The 23,509-nt window shown below is 62.9% G+C and carries 22 protein-coding genes and 1 pseudogene; 15 read left to right on the top strand and 8 right to left on the bottom strand.

Annotation, left to right across the window (positions count from 1 at the left end; translation table 11 throughout):
* Positions 1-5 precede the first annotated feature (5 nt).
* Both KIO76_RS13375 and KIO76_RS13380 read right to left on the bottom strand, forming a co-directional pair.
* Positions 6-1,295, bottom strand: coding sequence for a DNA polymerase IV (locus KIO76_RS13375; RefSeq protein ID WP_213323732.1), 1,290 nt, complete (start codon positions 1,293-1,295; stop codon positions 6-8).
* Positions 1,292-1,582 carry a DUF3572 domain-containing protein gene (locus KIO76_RS13380; RefSeq protein WP_213323733.1) on the bottom strand — a complete coding sequence of 97 codons (291 nt, stop codon included), beginning with the start codon at positions 1,580-1,582 and terminating at the stop codon, positions 1,292-1,294. Before KIO76_RS13380 ends, KIO76_RS13375 begins: the two co-directional genes overlap by 4 nt.
* Before the next feature lie 137 nt (positions 1,583-1,719).
* Between KIO76_RS13380 and KIO76_RS13385 the strand changes: the two genes are divergently transcribed.
* Both KIO76_RS13385 and KIO76_RS13390 read left to right on the top strand, forming a co-directional pair.
* On the top strand, positions 1,720-2,091 hold the full coding sequence (locus KIO76_RS13385; RefSeq protein ID WP_213323734.1) for a response regulator: 372 nt from the start codon (positions 1,720-1,722) through the stop codon (positions 2,089-2,091).
* A 15-nt stretch (positions 2,092-2,106) separates the two neighbouring features.
* Positions 2,107-3,480, top strand: a complete 1,374-nt coding sequence (locus KIO76_RS13390) for a PleD family two-component system response regulator (RefSeq protein WP_213323735.1) — start codon at positions 2,107-2,109, stop codon at positions 3,478-3,480.
* Between the two features lie 441 nt (positions 3,481-3,921).
* On the opposite strand, the gene rpmG is transcribed toward KIO76_RS13390, so the two are convergent.
* Positions 3,922-4,089, bottom strand: a complete 168-nt coding sequence (gene rpmG / locus KIO76_RS13395; protein ID WP_110375453.1) for a 50S ribosomal protein L33 — start codon at positions 4,087-4,089, stop codon at positions 3,922-3,924.
* Positions 4,090-4,324: 235 nt separating this feature from the next.
* Here rpmG and KIO76_RS13400 point away from each other — a divergent pair, with 235 nt between their 5' ends.
* From KIO76_RS13400 to dprA, 4 genes are all read left to right on the top strand, one after another.
* The gene (locus tag KIO76_RS13400; RefSeq protein WP_213323736.1) at positions 4,325-5,284 is read left to right on the top strand and encodes an aspartate carbamoyltransferase catalytic subunit; all 960 of its coding nucleotides are present in this window, start codon (positions 4,325-4,327) and stop codon (positions 5,282-5,284) included.
* Positions 5,285-5,323: 39 nt separating this feature from the next.
* Positions 5,324-6,625 carry a dihydroorotase gene (locus KIO76_RS13405; RefSeq protein WP_213323737.1) on the top strand — a complete coding sequence of 434 codons (1,302 nt, stop codon included), beginning with the start codon at positions 5,324-5,326 and terminating at the stop codon, positions 6,623-6,625.
* 25 nt (positions 6,626-6,650) lie between these two features.
* Complete coding sequence (gene plsY / locus KIO76_RS13410) at positions 6,651-7,250, top strand: glycerol-3-phosphate 1-O-acyltransferase PlsY (RefSeq protein WP_213323738.1); 600 nt, start codon at positions 6,651-6,653, stop codon at positions 7,248-7,250.
* A gap of 93 nt (positions 7,251-7,343) precedes the next feature.
* Positions 7,344-8,594 (top strand): DNA-processing protein DprA, encoded by a 1,251-nt coding sequence (gene dprA, locus KIO76_RS13415; RefSeq protein WP_213323739.1) that lies wholly within the window; start codon positions 7,344-7,346, stop codon positions 8,592-8,594.
* 7 nt (positions 8,595-8,601) lie between these two features.
* Here dprA and KIO76_RS13420 read toward each other — a convergent pair whose 3' ends face one another.
* From KIO76_RS13420 to ruvX, 3 genes are all read right to left on the bottom strand, one after another.
* Positions 8,602-10,350 carry an adenylate/guanylate cyclase domain-containing protein gene (locus KIO76_RS13420; protein WP_213323740.1) on the bottom strand — a complete coding sequence of 583 codons (1,749 nt, stop codon included), beginning with the start codon at positions 10,348-10,350 and terminating at the stop codon, positions 8,602-8,604.
* Between the two features lie 540 nt (positions 10,351-10,890).
* On the bottom strand, positions 10,891-11,166 hold the full coding sequence (locus tag KIO76_RS13425) for a hypothetical protein (protein WP_213323741.1): 276 nt from the start codon (positions 11,164-11,166) through the stop codon (positions 10,891-10,893).
* A 178-nt stretch (positions 11,167-11,344) separates the two neighbouring features.
* A complete protein-coding gene (gene ruvX, locus KIO76_RS13430; RefSeq protein ID WP_213323742.1) occupies positions 11,345-11,842 on the bottom strand; it encodes a Holliday junction resolvase RuvX in 498 nt (165 codons plus the stop codon).
* Positions 11,843-11,988: 146 nt separating this feature from the next.
* Here ruvX and KIO76_RS13435 point away from each other — a divergent pair, with 146 nt between their 5' ends.
* The 5 genes from KIO76_RS13435 (at position 11,989) to gatA (ending at position 16,130) form a co-directional block, all read left to right on the top strand.
* Positions 11,989-12,531: an MOSC domain-containing protein gene (locus KIO76_RS13435; RefSeq protein ID WP_213323743.1), complete on the top strand. Its 543-nt coding sequence runs from the start codon at positions 11,989-11,991 to the stop codon at positions 12,529-12,531.
* Between the two features lie 153 nt (positions 12,532-12,684).
* Positions 12,685-13,383: a metal-dependent hydrolase gene (locus KIO76_RS13440; protein WP_213323744.1), complete on the top strand. Its 699-nt coding sequence runs from the start codon at positions 12,685-12,687 to the stop codon at positions 13,381-13,383.
* Between the two features lie 242 nt (positions 13,384-13,625).
* Positions 13,626-14,138 (top strand): hypothetical protein, encoded by a 513-nt coding sequence (locus KIO76_RS13445; protein WP_213323745.1) that lies wholly within the window; start codon positions 13,626-13,628, stop codon positions 14,136-14,138.
* 125 nt (positions 14,139-14,263) lie between these two features.
* Positions 14,264-14,551: an Asp-tRNA(Asn)/Glu-tRNA(Gln) amidotransferase subunit GatC gene (gatC, locus tag KIO76_RS13450; protein WP_213323746.1), complete on the top strand. Its 288-nt coding sequence runs from the start codon at positions 14,264-14,266 to the stop codon at positions 14,549-14,551.
* Positions 14,552-14,648: 97 nt separating this feature from the next.
* Positions 14,649-16,130: an Asp-tRNA(Asn)/Glu-tRNA(Gln) amidotransferase subunit GatA gene (gene gatA / locus KIO76_RS13455; protein WP_213323747.1), complete on the top strand. Its 1,482-nt coding sequence runs from the start codon at positions 14,649-14,651 to the stop codon at positions 16,128-16,130.
* 107 nt (positions 16,131-16,237) lie between these two features.
* On the opposite strand, the gene KIO76_RS13460 is transcribed toward gatA, so the two are convergent.
* Complete coding sequence (locus KIO76_RS13460) at positions 16,238-17,806, bottom strand: hypothetical protein (protein ID WP_213323748.1); 1,569 nt, start codon at positions 17,804-17,806, stop codon at positions 16,238-16,240.
* 263 nt (positions 17,807-18,069) lie between these two features.
* On the opposite strand from KIO76_RS13460, the gene gatB reads away from it, so the two are divergent.
* Together gatB and KIO76_RS13470 are read left to right on the top strand one after the other, a co-directional pair.
* Complete coding sequence (gene gatB, locus KIO76_RS13465) at positions 18,070-19,566, top strand: Asp-tRNA(Asn)/Glu-tRNA(Gln) amidotransferase subunit GatB (RefSeq protein ID WP_213323749.1); 1,497 nt, start codon at positions 18,070-18,072, stop codon at positions 19,564-19,566.
* Between the two features lie 30 nt (positions 19,567-19,596).
* On the top strand, positions 19,597-20,103 hold the full coding sequence (locus tag KIO76_RS13470) for a GNAT family N-acetyltransferase (RefSeq protein WP_213323750.1): 507 nt from the start codon (positions 19,597-19,599) through the stop codon (positions 20,101-20,103).
* A gap of 220 nt (positions 20,104-20,323) precedes the next feature.
* On the opposite strand, the gene KIO76_RS13475 is transcribed toward KIO76_RS13470, so the two are convergent.
* Complete coding sequence (locus KIO76_RS13475; protein ID WP_213323751.1) at positions 20,324-21,121, bottom strand: class I SAM-dependent methyltransferase; 798 nt, start codon at positions 21,119-21,121, stop codon at positions 20,324-20,326.
* Positions 21,122-21,617: 496 nt separating this feature from the next.
* Between KIO76_RS13475 and KIO76_RS31745 the strand changes: the two genes are divergently transcribed.
* A complete protein-coding gene (locus KIO76_RS31745; RefSeq protein ID WP_213323752.1) occupies positions 21,618-21,914 on the top strand; it encodes a transposase in 297 nt (98 codons plus the stop codon).
* Positions 21,915-22,234: 320 nt separating this feature from the next.
* Positions 22,235-23,343: pseudogene (locus tag KIO76_RS13485) on the top strand (IS110 family RNA-guided transposase).
* Positions 23,344-23,509 lie beyond the last annotated feature (166 nt).

Consider the following 23,509-nt stretch of genomic DNA (forward strand, 5'->3'; position numbering starts at 1 on the left):
GACGATCAAGCTTTGCGGGGGGTGCCGAAGACGATGCCCTTCACCACGGCGCCCGCGCCGAACTTGGCACGCAGGTCATCCACCGCCCGCTCCATGCGGGCCTGGCGTTGGGCGCTCTGATCGGCAAGGTCACCCTGGTCGGCCTCGACGGCGGGGTGCAGGTCGGACGTGCCGATGCCGATGAGCCGAAATTGGGTGCCATCGCATTCGGGCAGGAGCAGGTCCTTTCCCGTTTCGAATAGACGGCTGGCGAGCTGCGTGGTGGGAACGCTGCGCGAGCGGCTGCGCAGCTTGAAGTCGGCAGTTTTGAGCTTCAGCGTGACGGACCCGGCGGCGAGCTCCGCCGCCTTCAGGCGTGTCGACAGCTTTTCGCTGAGGCGCCACAGGATGGGTAGGAGATCGGCGGGCGCGCCAATGTCCTCGTTGAAAGTCGTCTCGGCGGAAACGACCTTCGCTTCCCTGTTTGGGCTGACGACGCGGTCATCGATGCCATAAGCGAGCCGCTGCAATCGCCCGGCTTCCTTGCCGAGAAGCGTCATCAATTTGTTTGGAGACGCGGCGCGCAGATCCCGAATTGTCCGCACGCCGGCACGGTCGAGCTTCTCCACGGTCACCGCCCCGACGCCGAAAATGATCGAGACGGGCTTGTCGGCGAGAAAGCCGTCGACCTCTTGCTTCCCGATGATCGCGAAGCCCCGTGGCTTATCGAGGTCCGAGGCAATCTTCGCCATGAACTTGTTGGTCGACAGCCCGATGGAGACGGTGATGCCAACCTCGCGTTCCACGCGTCGGGCGAAGCGCGCCAGGATGATGGCAGGACTTGCGTGGTGCAGACGCTCCGTGCCGCCGAGATCGAGAAAGGCCTCGTCGATCGAGAGGGGTTCCACCATCGGTGTCAGATCCAGCATCATGCTCCGGATCTCGCGGCCGACGCGGACATATTTGGCCATGTCCGGCTTGATGACGACCGCGTCTGGGCACAGCTTCAGCGCCTTGAACATGGGCATGGCCGAGCGAACGCCGAACGTTCGCGCGACATAGCAGGCAGTCGATACAACACCACGCTTGCCGCCGCCGATGATTATCGGTTTTATTGCGAGCTCGGGGGAGTCTCGTTTTTCAATTGCCGCATAGAACGCATCGCAGTCGACGTGGGCGATGTGCAGCGTATCGCGTTCGGGATGGGCTAGGAGGCGGGGACTGCCGCAGGCGGGACAGCGATTGAGCGCGCGGGCCGCCACGGTATCGATCAGGCAATCGCGGCATAGGAAGCGCGATTGACCGGGCGTGTTCATTGGGGGGCTCCAAGACCAGCAAGCTTTTGCCGTGCATTGGATATCACCTGTGGATCGAGCCGGTGATTGGCCGCGAAGGTCAGGAGCAGGGCTTCGTCCGAGGCGAGATAGTCGAGTACGGCCGCCAGAAAACCGGGTTGGCTGGCGCTTTCGCGGATAGTGCCGGGGGTGAGGCCGGTGATGCCGAGGAAACGCTCCAGTCGTTCTTCGTCCGAGGCGAGGAAACCAAGCGCTTGGAGCGCGATTTCCTCAGGGTCTGGAACAGGTGAGGGGCGTTGCAGTGCCATGGCGTCATCCAAAGGGGGGCGAGGGTGAGATTGGATTTGCGTTTCGTCAACTGGTCAATGGTAATGATGCCGGGCTACGGCTTTGCGCGCGTGGACTCCCCACATGTGGGATGTACTCTAGATGATGGGAACTGGTGATGCGCAAGACGGTGCTGATCGTCGAGGATAACGAGCTCAATATGAAGCTCTTCAGCGACCTTCTTGAAGCCCACGGATATGCGACGCTCAAGACCTCGAACGGCATCGAGGCGATGGAGCTTGCGCGCAGCGACCATCCAGATCTCATCATCATGGATATCCAGTTGCCCGAAGTTTCGGGGTTGGAAGTGACACGCTGGCTGAAAGCCGACGACACCCTGAAATCCATTCCCGTCATCGCAGTGACGGCCTTCGCCATGAAGGGCGACGAGGAGCGGATCCGAGAGGGCGGTTGCGAGGCCTATCTCTCGAAGCCGATTTCGATATCACGCTTTCTCGAGACAGTACGCACCTATCTCGAATCCGCCTGAGTGGGGGGCTGATGGATGTCCGCTCGCGTGCTCGTCGTCGATGATACGCCTATCAATGTGAAATTGCTCGAAGCGCGATTGTCTGCGGAGTATTTCGACGTGCTCAGCGCCTCCAATGGGCGCGAGGCGCTGGAAATCTGCGAGCAGAATCGCTGCGATATCGTGCTGCTCGATGCCATGATGCCGGGCATGGACGGGTTTGAAGTCTGCCGCAAGCTCAAGTCGCAGCCTAGTACCGTTCATATACCGGTTGTGATGGTGACGGCGCTTGACCAGCCGAGTGATCGCCTGCGCGGTCTCGATGCGGGTGCTGACGACTTCCTGACCAAGCCGGTCGACGACATGGCACTTATCGCGCGCGTGCGTAGTCTCGTGCGTCTGAAGGCCGTGACCGACGAGTTGAGGACGCGCGTGATCGCTTCGCGCGAGTTCGGGCTTGAGGACGCGCTCGTTTCTGCAACCGCGGAAACCGGACAGAACGCGCGTGTTTTCGTCATCGAAGACCGCCCGGCGACCGCTGAGCGGCTGGCCGCCGCACTGTCCATCTATCATCATGTTGATTGGGAGGCCGACCCGCAGCAGGCTCTGGCGCGGGCTGCCGCGGAAAGCTACGACGTCATTCTCGTCAACCTCGATATCGGAGGCTTCGACGGGCTCCGACTTTGCGGCCAGCTCCGCGCGTTCGAATCAACGCGAAACGCCGTTGTCCTCATGATGGCACGGGCGGAGGACAAGGAGCGCATCCTGCGCGGCCTCGATATCGGCATGAACGACTATCTGTTGCGGCCGGTTGATCGCAATGAGCTGGTGGCCCGGGTGCGGACGCAGATGCGGCGTAAACGCTTCGCGGATCGGCTGCGCGACAGCGTGCAGGCGTCGCTCGAGCTCGCGGTCATCGACCCTCTGACAGGCTTGTATAATCGGCGTTTTCTCGACGCGCGACTCAGCGGCGCCTTTGAGGCGCCAACGCTCGGCACGCGCCCGCTCGTGCTGCTGGTCCTGGATATCGATCACTTCAAATCCGTCAACGATCGCTTCGGACATGATGCCGGCGACGAGGTTCTGAAGGAATGCGCGAGCCGCATCCGAGCGCAGACGCGAGGCATCGACGTGGTGGCGCGTTTTGGGGGCGAGGAAGTGGTGATCATGGTACCGGATGCCACGTTGGAGGCTGCCGAGGCGATGGCCGAGCGCATCCGCGAGGCGATCGAACACAGGCCTTTTCTCGTGAACGGCGAGAGAGAGAGCGTCGACGTTACGGTGTCGATTGGCGTCGCCGCGCGGCTGACGAGCGATCAGTCTCCGGGCGACCTCCTGCGTCGGGCCGACCAGGCGCTCTACCAAGCCAAACAGGCCGGCCGAAACTGTGTCGTCGCCGCCGCAGCCTAGGCTTTGCCGCGGGTGAAGGATGCTGTGATCAGATGATTCAGGGTACCAGGTTCTGCCGCGTCAAGAGAGCACCGGGGAGCGCTTAACCCCCATACGGACTTATGCACCGCGAATGTGCGCAAAGCATTGCTTTCGGCAGCGGGTTCGCTACTGTTCAGTCATGGCGGCCTTCCGGTGACCGCCTCGATATTCCCCTGCGGAATGCTCAGGTCCGCCGCATCTCCTGGGTCCCGTGGGGTTCGGCCGGTCTGGAAGTGGTGTTCTGTGGCCTCCTCGAACGCTGCTTCCGACCGGCCACCAACCCTTGCTCCGGTCAGTCACGCTCTCGTGCCGTGGCAACAAAAAAGGGCGCCGATAGCGCCCTTTTTTGTGATCGTGATCACCACAACGAGACCCGTGTCCCTAAGCACTATGAAGCACCTAGGGCTCGCGGGCTATCGATCACTTGATCTTCGATTCCTTGTACTCGACGTGCTTGCGGGCAACCGGATCATACTTCTTGATCGTCAGCTTGTCCGTCATCGTGCGAGCGTTCTTCTTCGTCACGTAGAAATGGCCGGTATCGGCCGTCGACACGAGACGGATCTTGATGGTCGTGGCCTTGGCCATAGCGGAAACCTCTTGGCAATCTGTCGCGCTGTGTGGATGGCACGCGCAATAGGATAGGAGCCGGACAAGGCCCGGCTCCAACGTGCCTTGGAGATGCTGCATTCGCGCGCGGAAGTCAAGCCTGCTGGGGATGCCGTGACGCGCACAGGTGACAGGAAGGCGGCGTGGCGCGATAAGGCTTCACACGAACAATCTTGTTGCCGGCATCGGAACCTCCTATAGCGATGACTTCAAGATGACAGCTTCACGCGCCGCCGATCGCCCTCGCGAATTTCCCCATCGCCATCTCCTCGGCATCGAGGGGCTGACACCCGCCGATATCATCGGTCTGCTCGACCGGGCGGAAGCCGCCGTCGAGGTCAGCCGGCAGGTCGAGAAAAAACGGGCGACCCTGCGCGGACGAACGCAGATCAATCTGTTCTTCGAGCCCTCGACGCGGACGCAATCGTCCTTCGAGCTCGCCGGAAAAAGGCTCGGCGCCGATGTCATGAACATGTCGGTGGCCTCGTCCTCGGTGAAGAAGGGCGAAACGCTCATCGACACAGCGGCCACGCTGAACGCCATGCGCCCCGACATCATCGTCGTGCGCCACCAGGCGGCCGGGGCGGTTCATCTGCTGGCCCGCAAGGTCGACTGCTCGGTGGTGAATGCCGGCGACGGCGTCCACGAACATCCGACCCAGGCACTCCTCGATGCCCTTACGATCCGCCGCAACAAGGGGCGGATCGAAGGACTAGCGGTTGCCATCTGCGGCGACATCCTGCATTCACGGGTAGCGCGTTCCAACATCCTCCTCCTGCAGGCGCTCGGCGCCCGGGTGCGCTGCATCGGTCCCTCGACTCTCTTGCCCGTGGGGCTCGATCGCTTTGGGGTCGAGATTTTCACCGATATGCGCAAGGGGCTCGATGGTGTGGACATCGTCATGATGCTGCGGCTCCAGCGCGAGCGCATGAACGGTTCCTTCGTGCCGTCCGTGAAGGAATATTTCCACTTCTACGGCCTGGACCGCGAGAAGCTGGCTCTTGCCAAGCCTGACGCGCTCGTCATGCATCCCGGGCCGATGAACCGCGGGGTCGAGATCGATTCCGAGGTTGCAGACGGCGCGCAATCCCTGATCCGCGAACAGGTCGAGATGGGTGTCGCCGTGCGTATGGCGGTGCTGGAGGCTCTCGGCAGCCAGTTGCCGAATACCTGAGTTCCAAGAACGGCGTTCAACGCCAGCATGAGGTGTGTCATGGCTTCGGCCCATCCGCCCATCCTGTTCAACAACGCGCGCCTCGTGGATCCGGCGAGCGGGCGTGACGGCCATGGCTCGCTGCTGATCGAGGATGGCGTGATCAAGGACCTCGCCTGGGGCGCTGCCGCTGGCGTGCCGGAAGGTGGCGAGATCGTCGATTGCAAAGGGCATGTGCTGAGCCCAGGCCTCGTCGACATGCGCGCCTTCGTGGGAGAGCCCGGTGCTGAGCATCGCGAGACGTTGAAGACCGCGAGCGAGGCAGCTGCCGCCGGCGGTGTCACAACGATCGTCTGCATGCCAGATACCAATCCCGTTATCGACGATCCGGCCATCGTCGAATTCGTACAAAGGCGGGCCCGCGAGACGGCGATTGTCAATATCTGCCCGGCCGCGGCGCTGACCAAGGGGCTCGCCGGCAAGGAAATGACCGAGTTCGGCCTTTTGCGGCAGGCCGGCGCCGTTGCCTTCACCGACGGCGCGCGCTCCGTCACCAACGCCCAGATCATGCGCCGGGCCTTGACCTATGCGCGCGATCTCGATGCCCTCATCCTCCACCACACCGAGGACCCCGATCTCGTCGGCGACGGCGTGATGAACGCGGGTGAGCGGGCGAGCCGGCTGGGGCTGGCCGGAGTGCCGCGGGAGTCGGAGATCATCATGTTGGAGCGCGACCTGCGCCTGCTTCGGCTGACCGGCGGACGCTACCACGCGGCCATGATCTCGACCGCGGATTCGGTGGAAGTGGTCGAGCGGGCAAAAGATGCGGGGCTTGGGGTGACCTGCGGCGTGTCCATCAACCATCTCGCCCTGAACGAATTCGACATCGGCGACTACCGCACCTTCTTCAAGCTCGCGCCGCCCTTGCGGCACGAGACCGACCGGATGGCGATGATCGAGGCACTGGCGCGCGGCACGATCGATGTGGTGGTCTCCGACCATAACCCCCAGGACGTCGAGACCAAGCGGTTGCCCTTTGCGGACGCCGCTGACGGCGCCATCGGTCTTGAGACGCTCCTGTCGGTCGGCCTGCGGCTCGTTCACAATGAACAGATCAAGCTGCCGGCGCTGTTGAAAGCCATGACGAGTCGTCCGGCGGACCTGCTCGGTCTGCCTCAGGGCAGACTCGCGCCCGGGGCTCCGGCGGATCTCATTCTGCTCGATCTCAATCTCGCCTATACGCTCGACGCACGTGAGCTCAGGTCGCGCAGCAAGAACTCGCCTTTCGACGAAGCGCGTCTCGAGGGGCGGGTTCTCATGACATATGTTGCGGGGCGTTGCGTCCACCGCTACGCTGAATAACCTTTCGCGGGGATGGGCTGCGGCCATGGGTCTGACTGAGCTTTGGCCGATCATTGTTGCGGCCGTTTTTGGCTATCTTCTTGGTTCCATTCCCTTCGGCGTCGTGATTACGCGCTTGGCGGGCCTCGGCGATATCCGCGCGGTGGGCTCGGGCAATATCGGCGCCACAAATGTTCTGCGCACCGGCAAGAAGGGGTTGGCCGCGGCCACACTGCTCGGCGATGCCCTGAAAGCCACGCTCGCCATCGTGATCGCGGCGCAGTGGGGGGAGGGGCCGGCGCTCGCGGCTGCCTTCGGGGCCTTCATGGGCCATCTTTTCCCGGTCTGGCTGTCCTTCAAGGGGGGCAAGGGTGTTGCCACCTTTCTCGGCTGCCTGATCGCGCTGAACATGTGGGTCGCGCTGTTCTTCGCGGTGGTGTGGCTGGCTGTCGCCTATTTCAGCAAGTTCTCGTCACTTGCCGCTCTGATCGCGAGTGCCTTTGCCGCGCCGGCGCTGTTGATCGCTGATCAGCCGGGGGCTGCCACGCTCTTCGCGGTCCTGACGATCTTCCTCTGGGCGAAACACCGCGGCAACATCGTGCGCCTGATGACGGGACAGGAGAGCCGGATCGGCAGCAAGGGCTAGCGGGGAAGAGGCCTGCGTAAGTTGAAGCGTGAGAGGCTGGGGAGCCGCTCTCGCTTCAGGATTTAACGGGTTATCGATAGGGGGAGCTATCGGATGGGGGGACTTAGCCTCAATGACGACCAGCGCCTGAGCTGGCTCAGGCTTACGCGGTCGGAAAGTATCGGTCCGCGCAGCTTTCGCGCGTTGATCAGCCGCTTCGGCAGCGCCGATGCGGCGCTCGCGGCGCTTCCGGACATCGCGCGACGTCGTGGTCGTCCCCTCCGTATCCTCACACCGGCAGAGGCCGAGCGGGAGATGGCGACGGCCCGGCGGTTCGGCGTGCGCTTCGTTGCACTCGGCGAGGCGGACTATCCCGCACATCTGCGCGAGATTGACTCCGCGCCTCCGCTTGTCGCCTTGCGTGGGGATGCCGCCGTCCTTGGTCGCCCGATGGTCGCGATCGTCGGCTCACGTAATGCCTCGGCGGCCGGCCTGAAATTCACGGAGCGCCTGGCCGCGGGACTAGGTGCCGCGGGCTTTGTCGTCGTCTCGGGACTGGCGCGCGGCATCGACACGCGCGCCCATGCGGCGAGCCTTTCATCGGGGACGGTGGCGGTTCTGGCCGGAGGCCATGACAAGATCTACCCGGCGGAGAACGAGGCGCTGGCGGGCCGCATCCTCGCATCCGGCGCGGTGCTCTCCGAGATGCCGATGGGCTACGAACCCCGGGGACGGGATTTTCCGCGGCGTAACCGTATCGTGTCCGGGCTGTGCCTTGGCGTCGTCGTCGTCGAGGCGGCTCGCCGCTCCGGCTCGCTCATCACCGCGCGCTTCGCGGCGGAACAGGGGCGGGAGGTCTTCGCCGTGCCCGGTTCCCCGCTCGACCCGCGCGCGGAGGGTACCAACGACCTGATCCGCGACGGCGCCACCCTCTGCGCCGATCCAGACCACGTCATCACTGCGCTCGCCCCGCTCATCGGCCGAGAAGCCCAGCCCGGCGGCGCCTGGAACGACCGGCCCGTTGATCTGAGCGGCGAGCCCCTCTGGGAGGAACTGGAGGGGCTTGATATCGAACCGCCTCCGGCGGTGCCGATCCAGCGGGATTACTTGGCTCAAGGGCTCGACCCCGATGGGGACGAGGCGGAAGGCATACACGAAGCCTCTCCCGATGGGGGGCCACTCGCGGACGGTCACTCACCCCACGGCCGGCATCTTCTCGCGCTGCTCGGTCCGCAACCGGTCCTGCTCGATGATCTCGGCCGCCTGTCCGGGCTCGCGGCGCGTGAGATCCAGCGGGCGATCGTGGAGCTGGAGCTCGGCGGCTATGTGCTGCGCCACGCCAATAACAGCGTTTCGCTCAAATGAACGCGGCTCAGCCTTGAGGGGTCAGGGCGGCAGGTTGCTTATCGCTTGATTTCTCAGCCATCACCGCGAAATCAGTCACAGCGTAGATGTGCTCGGTCTTTCGACGGCCTCGCACGGTGATCTCATGCCGCGCGCAGCCGTCGAGCGTAAGCCCTGAGCCCGCGAGGGCGGATTCGGAGACTACCGCGAAAGCCTTGAATTCCTTGGTCATCGCCTCAAGCCGGCTCGCCGTGTTGACGGTATCGCCAAGGGCAGTCAGGGCGCCATTGTTGCGACCGTTTGTCGACAGTTCGGTCGCCGCGCCGACACGCCCGAGCACCGCCGGGCCGGTGTGAATGCCTATCCCCATGCGCAGGGGTTGCCGCAAGGTCGTGGCGAATTCGCGGTTGATCTCTTCCAGGGCAGCCTGCATGGCGCGGGCAGCGAGGAGGGCGTTGCGGCTCCCGGCGCCTTGCGCCGGCGCGATGCCAAACAGCGCCATGATTCCGTCGCCGAGGAACTTGTCGACGATGCCGTCGTGGGAGCGGATGGCCTCCGACATCAGCTCGAAATACCGATTGAGCAGAAATACGGAGTCGTAAGGATAGATGCGTTCAGTCAGCGCGGTGAAGTCGCGCAGGTCCGTGAACATCACCGTGACGCGGCGCTCGATGCCCCAGCGATATGGATCGGCGCGGCTTCCGGCCGGCTCCGGTTCGGCGATCGCCACGAGGCGGCGCAGCGTCAGGGAATGAGTCGGTCTGATCTGGCAGGCAAGGCGCACACCTGTCGGCGCGTTGATACGCTCCAGCGCCGCCGCCTCTCCCACTTGCGGGGGCGGGAGGCTGTCGAAACCCTCGGTTATCAGGACACGGCAAGTGCTGCAGCGGCCGCGTCCGCCACAGGCTGCCGCGTGGGGGATGCCGTTAGCACGGCTGATCTCCAGCAACGTGGGGCCGGGATGCGCGCGAACAGACTTCAAACCGGTGTAGTTTATCGAGAAGCCCGGGCGGATTCGGGCGACGACGAGCCGCGCGACGAGGATGAACAACACGGCAGCGCCGATGGCGAGAAGTACTGAGACGCCCTGACTGGTTAGTTTTTCCAGATCTTGTGCCTGCTGCGGGGTTAGAGCGCTCCCCGGCGCAACCACCTCCAGCCGACGGGCACTCTCCGTGAAGCCGAGGATGCCAAGCGCCGGAACGAGCACCGCAAGGGCAAGGAGCCAGGGGGCCGCTCTCGTATAGAAGGCTTTTGTCGAGAGCCAGAAGTGTAGCCCGATGCAGCCATGCAGCCAGACGATAAGGAGTAGCAGTGGCTGCTGCACCGCAAGAGCGGGCCAGATGTTCCGCAAAACATTCGTGTAGCGATCGTCGAGGCCGTAGAGCAGGCTCATCCCTCGCGTGGCGAGAATGTGCTGGAGCAGCCAGAATGGGATCGCAAGGCCGAGGATCAGCTGCAGCGCTTCGCTGAACGGCATGCGCCATGTCGTGCGCCGCACAAGCTTCCACAGGCCGAGGCTGATATGGATGACAAGGGAGCCATAAAGCAGCACGGTGCCGGGGAGCGAGCGCCAGAAAGCGCGCCGCACCACGTCGAACGCTTCCATCCATGTGACGTCGACAATGCCCAGCGCGTTATTGACGAAATGAATGAGCGCAAATGCGAAGAGGACGAGGCCGGATGCGAGACGAAGCCTCGCAATGGTCAGCTGACGACGGGAAAATGGTTGGTGCAGCCATGCGGTTCCGGTGCCCCATACGCCTCTAAGATCCATAAATGCCCATCACTTGGAAAATGCGCCTGCCTCGGTGCAGGATTCACCATAGCCTATTGACGGGGCTCATGGACAACAGTCCGCATCTTCAAAGGGTGGGGTCGAGCGTCGCGGCTTGCCGCCGGCCGCGCACAATTCGCTATGCGTTCAGCGTCGCTGGGGGAAGGACGTGAGATGGCGTGGCGACCGACGCTCCTCCGAGCTGCAGGCCGTACGCGCTTCCATACCGAAGGCACCTGGACCGCTCTCCCGATTGAGGGGAGAGCGCCAGGCCCGTCGTTGATTTCATAAGTAGGTGGCCGTGTTGTCGCGGCGCCAGGACCCAGCGCTCAGCATATGGCAGGATCCCTGACCGTGCTGACGGCAATCCGACGGACCGAAGGTCGTTCCCTCAGCCAATGGAAAAGTGCAGGCACTGGAATGCTGACTCATTCGAAACGGACGCGACGGTGCAATATAGTTGGAAAACTCGATAATATAAAAGAATAGATATGCTGATATTGATGAATTTCGCAGATACGTTTTGCTGCGAAAACTCAGCTATTTCTGTGTGGTTTCATCTTGTCCCGGCAACTGGCCAGCCATAGGCTGGTGTTTGCGCCGGGCTGTCTTACGCGCCTCCTCGCGCACCATTTCGAGAAAATAAGCAATCACATCCAGCCGTGCGCTACGGGACATGGCGGCCATTTCGCTCGACAGTTGCGCGATATATTCGGCGACTTCACTGGCGTTCGCAAATTTTTCGGTGCTATTTTCAAGAATTCTGTATCGTGTAGGGCTGTTTTTTGAAATTTCTTCATGGTTGCTGGCGAGCATAATCAATCAATCCATTAATGGAAATGAGTAAATACATTTCTTAAAATGTACTGAAAATTTGAAAGGGAATGATAAAGAATACTTGGAAGCAGTAATAGCGTTTCTAGCATGAGTTTCAGCTTTTAGGCGAGCGGAAAATGCGGGTTCACCGCGGCCTGGAGGCGGATTTTTTGGGCGATCAGCCGAGCTCCGTGAGTTGGCGATTTTGACGCGCAATTTCTGAAAGACGGTCGAGCGCGCCCTGCAGGATGTAGCCCGCTGCAATCTTGTCGACGACCTCAGCCCGGCGGGCGCGGGAGGCATCAGCCGCGATCATCGCGCGGTTGACAGCAACCGTGGTCAGGCGCTCGTCCCAGAGGACGACTGGCAGGTCGAGATGTCTGTCAAGATTACGGACGAAGGCGCGGGTTGCCTGGGCGCGTGGACCTTCCGAGCCATCCATATTCAGGGGCAGGCCGACAACGAGGCCCGCGACGGCGTGGGTCCGACAAAGCATGGTCAATCGTTCCGCGTCGGCTGTGAATTTGACGCGGCGGATGGTTTCCAACGGCGTGGCGACGACGCGCTGGACGTCCGAGAGGGCGAGGCCAATGGTCTTGGTGCCGAGGTCCACGCCGATGAGACGCGCGTTGCGCGGCAGATCCGCAAAAATTTCAATGGGTACGATCGTTGTCATGCTGCCATGTTAGCACGCTTGCCCCGATGGTCGCGGGGCGACGGCGCTTTTATCTGCAAAGCGCTTCTCGCCCTGGGGCTTCAGTGCACGAGCTGCTTCAACGAGAGAGCTGTAGAGGAATGCGAATGAGACCAGGAGAGCCGGCAATGAGTGGTGTTGTCGTTGCGGTCAGCCGCGCCGCGAGCCACGCTTTCAGCAAGGCGAACGAACCCGCCATCCGGCTTCTAGCAGGGCTGGGCGTGGAAGGCGATGCCCACTGCGGGGAGACTGTGAAGCACCGCTCCCGCGTGAGGGCGGATCCCACCCAGCCGAATTTGCGCCAGGTCCATCTGATTCACAGCGAATTGTTCGATGAGCTGCGGCTGGCCGGCTTCAGCGTCGTTCCCGGCGCGATGGGAGAGAACATCACCACCAGCGGCATTGATCTCCTGGCATTGCCGACCGGGGCGGTCCTGGCGATCGGCAGCGACGCCGCCGTTGAGATCACGGGCTTGCGCAATCCCTGCAGCCAGATCGACGACTTCCAGCCCGGTCTCCTGAAGGCGGTGCTCGGCCGTGATGCCGAAGGCAGTCTCATCCGGAAGGCGGGAATCATGGGGATCGTTCGGCGCGCGGGGATGGTGCGGCCGGACGATGTCATTACGATCCATCTCCCGTCGGGACCACATCGCCCGCTCGAGCGGGTTTAGAGCCGTCCGCCTGTCCCATCAGATATATTGATGATCCGCCCCGCGGCATGGGCAGGCGACTTCCCGATTCATCCTGATCTGACCTATGGTCGGGACCTTCCGATCCCCGAGCGGCGCGAGCATGCCCGCCGCTCAAGAGCAGAGGAGAGCCTCATGAAAATCACCTGGTTCGGGCATTCCGCCTTCCGCCTCGACTTCGCTGACAAAGGGGTGCTGATCGATCCCTTCTTCACCGGGAATCCCGCCTTTACAGCCGACGTGGCCAAGATCTCCGAGGGCATCAGCCATATTCTCGTCACCCATGGGCATGCCGATCATGTCGGCGACACCCTGGCCATTGCCAAGAATACGGGTGCGACCGTCGTCACGAACTTCGACCTCGGCATGTGGCTGGTATCGCAAGGCCTCGAAAAGTTCGAGCCGATGAACACGGGCGGCACGGTCGATGCCGGTGGTTTTCGTGTGAGCCTCGTCCGTGCCGACCATTCTGCCGGCCTTGGGGAAATGGGCGTGGAACGTCCGCTCGGCAGCGCCAATGGTATGATCGTCAAGGCAGATGGGGAGCCAACCGTCTATCACATGGGCGACACGGATATCTTCAGCGACATGGAATTGATCGCGGAGGTCCATGAGCCCGATATCGCCATGGTGCCGATCGGTGATCGTTTCACGATGAGCCCGCTGACGGCCGCTCTCGCCGTCCGCCGCTTCTTCAAGCTCAAGGCCGCGATCCCGTGCCACTACGGGTCGTTCCCGATCATCGAGCAGAACGCCGACAAGTTCGTCGCCGCGATGCATGACCAGGAGACCAAGGTCATTGTTCCCCACAAGAACGAGGCCTTTGTGGTTTGATGCCGGGGGCCGGACGTCTGGTCTGCGATGCCCCCTCGGCACGCGGCATTCATCTCAAGTCGAATGGCAGCTTCGGTCCGTAATACCTTCTAGAGAGGCACTTTTCCGGGAGGCGGCGAGCACTCGCCGTAGCGTGGCATACAGTTGGTCACGGGGGCGTTAACCCTGTGACCAAGCGGGAATCGCATCTGGCCGCATTTGGTGCGATAACATCGTTTACGAATTCTTTACCAAGGCGGTAAATGAAGCGCCCTCATCTCCATACCATTCCAGGTGGCGGCTCGGGACGCAGGAGCGCGGATAGCTCCGGCGGCGCGGATGCGCGTGCGATCGTGGTGGATGATGACGAACTGCGGGGCGGCTGGGTCGCGGTCGATATCGATCGTCTTCCTTTCGTGCCAGTCCCCCGCTCGCGCATGCGACTGGCCTGGCGCGCTCGCGGGCTTGCCGAAGGCCGCCTGGCCGCCCAGTTCCAACTGCCTCCTCCTGAGCCGGCAGAGACTGCGGCCTGCCCGGCGGAACCGCCATGCAAGGCCGCGACGCGGATACCACCCGATCGCATCGTGCGTGTCGGCCGCCAAGTCGTGCCGTCGCGGCGTGCGAGGGCTTGGGCCGAGGCTGCCCGCCAGCGCCAACAGGAGCTCGACGCTGCAGCGGGCTCTGCGCAGCCCGGACCTGGCGTGTCCGGGGCAGAGGACCGGCGACAGGATGACGCCGCGGCCGCGCCGTCTTCGTCGCAGCTCGAGCGCGCCTGATTGCCGGGCGCGGCTCTCGTGAGGAATTCCGCCTGAGGCACCGCCGGTATCTGTCACGCGGGTTGCGGCGTGAAATGCCGGGGTGCTATAGCCGCATGATCTGAAACGAGATCCGGCTTGAGCTCATGTCCGTCGACGCCACCACCGTTCGCCGTATCGCGCATCTCGCGCGCATCGCTGTCACGGATGAGGATATTCCCCATCTCCAGGGCGAGTTGAACGCGATCCTCGCCTTCGTGGAGGAGCTCGACCAGGTCGACGTCACCGGCGTCGAGCCCATGACCTCCGTGACGCCGATGGCGTTGTCCCAACGCGAGGATGTCGTGAGCGACGGGGGCTATCCTGACCTCATCGTCGCGAACGCTCCGATGACGGAGGATCATTTCTTCATGGTGCCGAAGGTGGTGGAATAACCTATCGGCTGGCGAGCTGCGTGCCGCTGTCACGATCCCATCATTCCAGACGGATCTCTCATCCGTCCCTGACCTTGCCCTTGCAACGAGAGCTCCAGTGACCGATCTGACGGACCTCACTCTTACCGAAGCGCGTGATGGCCTTGCGGCCAAACGCTTTTCCGCGACCGAATTGACCAAGGCTCACATCGCGGCGGTCGAAGCGGCGCGGAGCTTGAACGCCTTCGTGCTGGAGACGCCGGAGCATGCGCTTGAGCAAGCAGCCGCCAGTGACGGCCGTATTGCGCGCGGTGAGGCGGGCCCGCTCGAGGGCATCCCGGTCGGTGTGAAGGATCTGTTCGCGACCAAGGGCGTGCGCACAACAGCCTGCTCGACAATTCTCGGAAATTTCGTGCCGCCGTATGAATCGACCGTGACGTCCCAGCTCTGGCGCGACGGTGCCGTCATGCTCGGCAAGCTCAACAATGACGAATTCGCCATGGGGTCCTCTAACGAGACCTCCAGCTTTGGCCCGGTGGTGAACCCGTGGCGGCGCGCTGGATCGGACGCGAAGCTCGTTCCCGGGGGCTCATCCGGTGGTTCGGCGGCGGCGGTCGCGGCTGGGCTATGCCTCGGCGCCACGGCGACCGATACCGGCGGCTCCATCCGCCAGCCGGCCGCCTTCACCGGCACCGTTGGCATCAAGCCGACCTATGGACGCTGCTCGCGCTGGGGTACGGTAGCCTTCGCCTCCTCCCTCGATCAGGCCGGGCCAATCGGCAAATCCGTGCGCGATTGTGCCGTCCTTCTGAAGTCGATGTCGGGCCACGATCCAAAGGACTCGACCTCCGCGAATGTCCGCGTGCCGGACTTTGAGGCGGCGGTAGCGCGCGGCGTCAAGGGTCTGAAGATCGGCATTCCGAAGGAATATCGCGTCGAGGGCATGCCGGCGGAGATCGCCGATCTCTGGCAGGCGGGCCAGGACTGGCTGAAGAGCGAAGGTGCGACGATCGTCGATATCTCGCTGCCGCATACCAAATACGCGCTGCCCGCCTATTACATCGTGGCACCCGCAGAGGCTTCCTCCAACCTCGCCCGTTATGACGGCGTGCGCTATGGCCTGAGGGTGCCCGGTCAGAACATCGTCGAGATGTACGAGAAGACGCGCGCCGCCGGCTTCGGCCCAGAGGTGCGCCGCCGTATCATGATCGGCACCTATGTGCTGTCGGCCGGCTATTACGACGCCTATTATCTCCGCGCGCAGAAGATCCGCACGCTGATCAAGCGTGATTTCGAGACCGTTTTCCGCGAGGGTGTCGATGCCATCCTGACACCGGCGACCCCGTCGGCCGCCTTCGGCCTCGGCGAGATGCAGACGGCCTCGCCGGTCGAGATGTATCTGAACGACGTCTTCACGGTGACGGTGAACATGGCAGGCCTACCGGGCATCGCGGTGCCTGCCGGCGTCGACAGCCAGGGCCTTCCGCTCGGGTTGCAGCTCATCGGGAGGCCCTTCGACGAGGAGACCTTGTTCGCCACCGGACAGGCCATCGAGAACGCGGCCGGCCGGTTCACACCGCCGCAGAGCTGGTGGGTATGAGTTCGGCCGTTTGCTGCGACGGCTAGGGCGGCTCTTCGGCCCCAGGCCTGAGATCCACGCCTCGGTGGGCGATGGCTGGGGCGTCATCGCTTATGGGCGCGAGTGGCTCATAGCCTCGATGCGGGGCTAGGCGCCGATGGTGCGGCTTGGAGGCTGAAGACCTCGTAACCAAAGGCTTTGCCTGCGTCATGCAGCGGGAGGAGTTGTTTGAGCCTCGCGATCACCTCCGCCATATGGAGCGAGTCATTCACGAAGAACTGCGTAACACCCTTGTTCCGCAAAGCATCCAACAATTCCGACTGCTCGTCAGGGCCTGTGAAGACGAGTTTCGCGGCGTACTGACGAAGATGCATGACGAACAGGCCGGTGCTGAGATCGCCCCAAACCATGCTATTGGGCGGGAGCGCGAGTGTGGTCTCCTGGTGGCGTAGTGGGTTCACCTCCTTGATCGGCGCAACAAGAGCCGCGATCAAGAGAGCAATCCCTGCCGCAGCCGCAAGACCGTAGCGCGCCGGCTCGTCGCGCCAGCGTACAAATCGCTGGTGAGACGCCAGGGTGAAGGCGGCCGCGTAGCATGTCCACACGCTCGCTCCGACCATGTAGTATTCCGTCCGCAGATGGTGTGTGAGGAAGAATATCACGTTCACGCCGAAGCCTATCGTTATGGCGAGCGGCATGGCGTTGGGGAGCCTTAATGGCAGTTTCGGGCGCAGCAGCCACACGGCCACCAGCCCAATGGCGGCTGCGACGGTGAATGCCGATGGCCAGCCCAGCGTGAGATAATAATGGGCGTTGGACAGCATCATATCGGCTTCGAACTTCGGCGGTGAGGCGTCATTGGAGCCATAGGTGGTTTTCCACGGCGCGCCGGCGTTTATTGTGTTGGAGATTAGGACCGGTACGGCTCCAAGGAGGATACCGAGACCCGCAACGAGGCCCTCGTAAAACGTCTGGCGGGATCGTTGCTTCAGAAAGAGCAACCCGTAAACGGCGAGGGGGCCGACTCCAATCAGGACGTTGGTCACGCGCATATTGCTCGCGAACCCGACAGCAACGCCTGCCGCCAGGGCGAGCCAGAGGCGCCGAGAATACGCTTGGCTGGAAAACGCCTGGACCTGAAGTGCTGCCGCAATGATAGCCATCAATATCGTGGGACCAACCGACCACGTGACATACAAGCGATCGAAGAGGAGGATCGTCGCGGCGCCAAGCAGTCCCATCCCCACAGCATTGATGGAGCTCCGCGTCAGAACGGCGCAGGCGAATGCCAGGGCAGCGACGAGCGCCACTAGCACCATATCGAGCGCCCTGGATTGAATGCCCGAGGAGAACGCGGCGAGAAGAAGGCCCGTGCCTGGCGGATATTGAATTATGATCTTGCCGGTTGTCAGGTCCAGGTGGTGGCAATGTGGAGCAATGACCTCGCCGTAGCGAGCCATCGATTCCTTTGCTTTGCCCACGAAATCAATGAGCAGTTCTGGCATCGGGCCGGACAATTCGGTGCTGAAGCCGCCCAGCCCTTGCTTTCGGAAAAGTTCGGCCTGGCGCAGGTAGCCGAACGGGTCACACCCGAGCGGCATCTCGATTCGCTCCGGCAGCACTTTAAGCGATTGATAGGTGACAGCAGCGAGCAGGAGGCCCACGGCGAGAATGATGGAATTCTGTCGCGAAATCACTCGGGCTTCATCCACGGCAAATCTACAGATGGCCTATGCCATAGGGAGTCGGTGGTTTCCTGGCAACAGTATTGCGGGCGCGCCGACGGACGGGCACGGAATTAGCGTCTATAACAGGTGGTGATCGTATTCCCCGCCAGCCCGGTCTCCCGGGAGACGCGAGCGTCGGAATGGGTTCGCGGCGCAGCTTCCTCTTGACGTCGAGAAGAACGCAGGCCAAGCGAAGTGTTCGGATATTATGAGATCGAGATGAGATTGACGCCATGAATGCGCATACGCGGCCAGCCGATCCGGCCAAGCTCATCAAAGGGGCGACCGGGGATTGGGAAATCATCATCGGTATGGAAATCCATGCTCAGGTGTCGTCCAATTCGAAGCTGTTCTCCGGAGCCTCGACGGAGTTCGGCGGCGAGCCCAATGACCATGTGTCCCTCGTCGATGCAGCGATGCCGGGCATGCTGCCGGTGATCAACGCCGAATGCGTGGCTCAGGCTGTGCGCAGTGGTCTGGGCCTCAAGGCTGAGATCAACCTTGTCTCGGTCTTCGACCGGAAAAATTACTTCTATCCGGATCTGCCGCAGGGCTATCAGATCAGCCAGTACAAGAGCCCCATCGTCGGAGAGGGCGAGGTGATCGTCGATATGCTCGACGGATCGCGCTTTACCGTGGGTATCGAGCGCCTGCATCTGGAACAGGACGCCGGCAAGTCGCTGCACGACCAGCACCCGACCATGAGCTTCGTCGACCTCAACCGGTCGGGCGTCGCGCTGATGGAGATCGTGTCGCGGCCGGACCTTCGTTCAGCCGAGGAAGCCAAGGCCTATGTGACGAAGCTGCGCACGATCCTGCGTTATCTCGGCACCTGTGATGGCGACATGGAGAAGGGCTCGCTGCGCGCCGACGTCAATGTCTCGGTGCGCCGGCCTGGCGAGCCGCTCGGCACGCGCTGCGAAATCAAGAACGTCAATTCCATCCGCTTCATCGGCCAGGCGATCGAGTACGAAGCCCGCCGGCAGATCGACATCCTCGAAGACGGCGGTGTGATCGACCAGGAAACGCGCCTGTTCGACGCCGGCAAGGGCGAGACGCGGTCCATGCGCTCGAAGGAAGAGGCGCATGATTACCGCTACTTCCCCGATCCGGACCTCTTGCCGTTGGAACTGGAGGAGGCCTATGTCGAGGAGCTGAAGCGCGGCCTGCCGGAACTCCCCGACGAGAAGAAGGCGCGCTTTGTCGAGAGCTTCGGCCTGTCCGCCTACGACGCGGCCGTGCTGGTGGCCGAGCGCGAGACGGCCGACTTCTTCGAGGCCGTGGTCGCGAAGCCCGATGGCGGCGCGCGCGACGGCAAGGCTGCGGCGAACTGGGTGATCAACGAGCTGTTCGGGCGCCTGAACAAGGAAGGGCTCTCCGTCACCGCCTCGCCGGTGTCGGCCGCCCAGCTCGGTGCCATCATCGACCTCATCGGCGAGGAAGTGATTTCCGGGAAGATCGCGAAGGACCTCTTTGAGATCGTCTGGAGCGAGGGCGGCGATCCGCGCCAGATCGTCGAGGACCGTGGCATGAAGCAGGTCACCGACACAGGCGCGATCGAGCAGGCGATCGACGCCATCATCGCCGCCAACCCGGACAAGGTTGAGCAGGTCAAGGCGAAGCCGACAATGCTCGGCTGGTTCGTCGGGCAGGTGATGAAGTCGACGGGCGGCAAGGCCAACCCCCAGGCGGTCAACGGACTACTCAAGTCCAAGCTTGGTCTCGAATGATTGACGCCGGGCGCTTCGATACCCGCCGATTTGGCATCGCGTGATCCATTGGAACCGGGTGCCGCCTTTCTGCGTCCTGCGCGCGATAACGACGCGCAGGATCTCTTCGGCCTGGTCGCGCTCTGCTTTGCGGACTATCCGGGTTGCTATGTGGATCCGCACGAGGATCTCCCGGACCTGCGGGCGCCGGCCCGCTCCTACGCGGGGGAGGGATGCGGCTTCTGGGTCGTCGAAGACGGGCAGGGCCGGGTCGGTGCTTCGATCGCGCTGGATTATGTACAGCCAGGTATTGGCGAGCTGCATCGCCTCTATGTGAGGCCGGACCTGCGCCAGCGCGGCCTCGCGGCACGCCTGGTCGCCCATGCCGAGGAGCATGCCCGCCGTCATGGGGCGAGGGCTGTGCTCGCTTGGTCGGACACCCGCTTCGCCAGCGCTCACCGCCTTTACCGTCGGCTCGGCTACAGCCAGGGTGCGGATACCCGGCACCTCCGCGATATTTCTCATTCGCGGGAGTACCGTTTCGAGAAGTCGCTTTGACGCCACGGCTGGCATGCGCGGTGGCGGCGGCATTGCATCGATCGCGTCGTCCGCAAGCAGGCGGTGATGCCGAACGAGAGCGCGGAATCATAAACGACCGCAAGCCAGAGAGTTTCCGTTTAACCGATCTTGGACAGTCCGGTGCTCGTCGAGTTGGCACGCACCTCGCCAATGATAGACTTTGAGGGGATCGTCATATCTCCATGGAGGGTGGCAAACACTATCCCCGCCGCGCGATGAGCGCCTTGACCTCGACGATTTCTTTGAACTGACCTGTGGGTGACAGGACGGCGAGCTCCCGGCGCAGTTCCTCTTCGAACGCGTCCTTGCTGGTGCCGAGCGCCTTGGGCGACGTGACGGACATCGAGAATGTCCGACCTACGATAGCGTCCGTATCAAGCGTCTGGGGGAACAGCACGCTGTGACGTTCCAGATCCCGGAATGGCGAGGCGAGCAGCACCGCCTCATGCGGAAGGCGTGAAGGACTGCGCCGCGCCTCGCGCTGCCGCGCTTCCTCGGGCGCATAACGCGCCGCGAGCGGCTCAAGCACCGTCTTGCGCCAATCCTGGCCGGGGTAGGGGATCTGGCCGTCGCTGAACAAGGCTACCGCACCGCCGCCCAGGATCATGCGGTCCAGGCTCGCAAGGGTCGCCTCCCGGTTCATCCAATGGAATGAGCGACCCATGGTGACGAGCTGATAGCGACCACCCAGCCGGTCGAGATCGAAGGAGGAGCCCTGCGCGAAGACCACGGACACGGCTGCTTCGTCAGCGGCGTCACGGGCGGCCGCGAGCATAGCGGGCTCCGGATCGACAGCAGTGACGTGGTATCCGAGGCGCGCGAAGGCGATTGCAAGAAGCCCCGGTCCGGTACCAAGATCGAGGATGGGCGCGCCGGGCGGCAAATGAAGACGGTCCGACACGAATTTGATCAGGTCCGCCGGATAATTCACGCGATAGCGCGCGTAGAAGGGGACGGTCGTCTGGAACCGGTGAGGATTGAAGACCGGGGTGTTCATCGCCGCACCTATCCGTTGAGATTGCCGCTCGGCTAGTGAGCGAATCTAACGTGGGCTTGTGCCATGAGCGTGACAGCTGGCGGATGCGTCTCAAGCCGACGAAAGATGGACGCGGGCCGTCCCGCCGTCAATCGAGCCATCAGGGAGCGTCCAGCTTGCTCCCAAGACTTGGAAGCGCTGCGTCACGTCATCGCAGATAGTCGGTCGCGGCGCGCGACTGGGCCGTCTCGTCATGCCGCGGCTTGCGCCGAGGCATGACGATCCCATGAAGTCGCAATTAGTGCTGTTTTAGACACTCGCTGGAGAACTGCCGCCACGTCTTGCCGCCCGTGGCATTGGCTGTCTTGGCCTTCTGCCATTGCGCGCCACAGTCCTTCATCCGGGCACGCGCCGCGAGCTGCGCCTCGGTTGGTGGCTTCTTTGCAGCAGGGGCGGCGCTGGGCTTTGCGGCTGCTGTCGCGGTCGGCGCCGGCTTGGCCTGGGCCGGCGCTGCGCCGTGAGTGGCCATCGGATTCTGTGGCTGCGACGTTTGGGCGCTGGCTGGAAGAGCGAAGGCCGCAAGAGCGGCGACCGCGGCAATGGAACTGACAATTGGCTTAGGCTGCAGATCGTCAAGCGTCGTCAGCGCGCCTTCAAGATCACGGGCTTGACTTGGATCGTCGAGCGCAGCTTCGCCTGGCTCGGTCGCAATCGTCGGCTTAGCAAGGACTATGAGTACCGTGTACAGACGTCAGAGACGATGATCGACATCGCAGCAGCCCGCCTCATGCTCAACCGGCTCGCTCAAGGTTAATTTCCAAACGCCCTCTGAGTGGTCGTGGGGCTTTTTCACCGCGGCCGGCGGTCTGTTCGGCTCATGGTGCGCATCGAAAACTCAGCTTTATGTGCCAGAACACGTGCTGAACGGGCTGCTCGGCAGCCTGACAAGTGTTGTCGGAATCATCTACATCCTGAGTTTTGTGATAAAATTGCCCTTCTCGCTTTAACTGCCGAGTGGCGGTCATCAATGTAAGACCGTATGTCCGGCTCTGCTGGTGAGGTGGCTCGCCCTACACTGCGCGTCCGAGGGTTGCTCGGGCGGCCGAGCCGATCCTCATCACAGGAGGACGAGCCGTGGCAGATTATAGGGAAGCATTTGTCGGAATCGATGTCGCAAAACTGAGGAACGCCATCGCGATTGCGGGTTCCGGCCGGGAGGGAGAAGTTCGCTTCTTCGGCGAGGTCGACGCCTCGGATGCGAGCATGCGCCGTGTTATCCAGCGGATCGCCGGCAGGTTCGATCGAGTTCATTTCTGCTACGAGGCTGGCCCGACCGGCTATGGCCTCTATCGGCTGATCCGTTCGCTGGGTCACGAATGCATCGTGGTGGCCCCGTCGCTGATTCCGAGAAAGCCAGGCGACAGGGTGAAGACAAACCGCCGGGACGCTCTTTCTCTGGCCCGGCTGCTGCGCGCCGGCGAACTGACGGCGGTATGGGTTCCTGATGAAGGCCACGAAGCCATGCGAGATCTCGTCCGTGCCCGGGCGGCCGCGGTCGAGACGCTTCGGGTCCATCGGCAGCATGTGAGCGCCTTCATGCTCAAGCACGGACGCATCTATCCTCGCAAAAAGGGCTGGACGATGCGCTATCTGCGCTGGCTACAAGAGCAACCGTTCGATCATCCCGCACATCAGATTGCGCTCCAGGAACTGGTCGAAGCGGTCCGATCTCGAAAGAGCGGGTCGAGCGACTTGAGCGTGTGATCGAGGAGTTCGTTTCGGCCTGGTCGTTGGCGCCGATCGTGCGAGCGCTGCAGACTTTGCGCGGCGTAGACCTGATCGTCGCCGTGACATTCGCCACCGAGGTTGGCGACGTGACCCGGTTCGACAGTCCGCGCCAGCTCATGGGATATCTCGGCCTCGTTCCTGGAGAACGATCGACCGGCGAGACAGTCAGACGGGGCGGCATCACCAAGGCGGGAAACGGCCGCGTTCGCCATATGCTGGTCGAGAGCGCCTGGACCTATAGGCATGCGCCGAGGGTCGGGGCGAAGAAGCTATACCGTCTGGAGCAAGCATCTCCAAGGGTGCGAGAGATCGCCTGGAAGGCGCAGACCCGACTGACGACCCGATATCGGATGTTGAGCGGCCGGGGCAAGAAGACAACGGTGGTCTGCACAGCGATCGCCCGTGAGTTGGCCGGCTTCATGTGGGCCGTTGCAAGGGAGGCGCAAGCAGCCTGATCCAGCCGCCGCAGCGACATACATCCTTCGCGCATGGGCGGAGGCGGGACCACGGCAGGGGAATGCCCGTCAGACGCTTTGTGGCCGGCAATCTGGCCGACGCCCGCAGTAAGATAGGAACAGCCCCGGACGCATAATCGGGAATGCGGTAACCAACCCGCGCATC

Origin of the sequence: Chelatococcus sp. YT9, from assembly GCF_018398315.1 — a bacterium.
Classification (GTDB): Bacteria; Pseudomonadota; Alphaproteobacteria; order Rhizobiales; family Beijerinckiaceae; genus Chelatococcus.

What these genes read in the sequence shown, in the direction of transcription:
- KIO76_RS13375 (WP_213323732.1), bottom strand. Translation starts at nt 1,295, where the DNA reads ATGAACACGCCCGGTCAATCGCGCTTCCTATGCCGCGATTGCCTGATC.
- KIO76_RS13380 (WP_213323733.1), bottom strand. Translation starts at nt 1,582, where the DNA reads ATGGCACTGCAACGCCCCTCACCTGTTCCAGACCCTGAGGAAATCGCG.
- KIO76_RS13385 (WP_213323734.1), top strand. Translation starts at nt 1,720, where the DNA reads ATGCGCAAGACGGTGCTGATCGTCGAGGATAACGAGCTCAATATGAAG.
- KIO76_RS13390 (WP_213323735.1), top strand. Translation starts at nt 2,107, where the DNA reads ATGTCCGCTCGCGTGCTCGTCGTCGATGATACGCCTATCAATGTGAAA.
- rpmG (WP_110375453.1), bottom strand. Translation starts at nt 4,089, where the DNA reads ATGGCCAAGGCCACGACCATCAAGATCCGTCTCGTGTCGACGGCCGAT.
- KIO76_RS13400 (WP_213323736.1), top strand. Translation starts at nt 4,325, where the DNA reads ATGACAGCTTCACGCGCCGCCGATCGCCCTCGCGAATTTCCCCATCGC.
- KIO76_RS13405 (WP_213323737.1), top strand. Translation starts at nt 5,324, where the DNA reads ATGGCTTCGGCCCATCCGCCCATCCTGTTCAACAACGCGCGCCTCGTG.
- plsY (WP_213323738.1), top strand. Translation starts at nt 6,651, where the DNA reads ATGGGTCTGACTGAGCTTTGGCCGATCATTGTTGCGGCCGTTTTTGGC.
- dprA (WP_213323739.1), top strand. Translation starts at nt 7,344, where the DNA reads ATGGGGGGACTTAGCCTCAATGACGACCAGCGCCTGAGCTGGCTCAGG.
- KIO76_RS13420 (WP_213323740.1), bottom strand. Translation starts at nt 10,350, where the DNA reads ATGGATCTTAGAGGCGTATGGGGCACCGGAACCGCATGGCTGCACCAA.
- KIO76_RS13425 (WP_213323741.1), bottom strand. Translation starts at nt 11,166, where the DNA reads ATGCTCGCCAGCAACCATGAAGAAATTTCAAAAAACAGCCCTACACGA.
- ruvX (WP_213323742.1), bottom strand. Translation starts at nt 11,842, where the DNA reads ATGACAACGATCGTACCCATTGAAATTTTTGCGGATCTGCCGCGCAAC.
- KIO76_RS13435 (WP_213323743.1), top strand. Translation starts at nt 11,989, where the DNA reads ATGAGTGGTGTTGTCGTTGCGGTCAGCCGCGCCGCGAGCCACGCTTTC.
- KIO76_RS13440 (WP_213323744.1), top strand. Translation starts at nt 12,685, where the DNA reads ATGAAAATCACCTGGTTCGGGCATTCCGCCTTCCGCCTCGACTTCGCT.
- KIO76_RS13445 (WP_213323745.1), top strand. Translation starts at nt 13,626, where the DNA reads ATGAAGCGCCCTCATCTCCATACCATTCCAGGTGGCGGCTCGGGACGC.
- gatC (WP_213323746.1), top strand. Translation starts at nt 14,264, where the DNA reads ATGTCCGTCGACGCCACCACCGTTCGCCGTATCGCGCATCTCGCGCGC.
- gatB (WP_213323749.1), top strand. Translation starts at nt 18,070, where the DNA reads ATGAATGCGCATACGCGGCCAGCCGATCCGGCCAAGCTCATCAAAGGG.
- KIO76_RS13475 (WP_213323751.1), bottom strand. Translation starts at nt 21,121, where the DNA reads ATGAACACCCCGGTCTTCAATCCTCACCGGTTCCAGACGACCGTCCCC.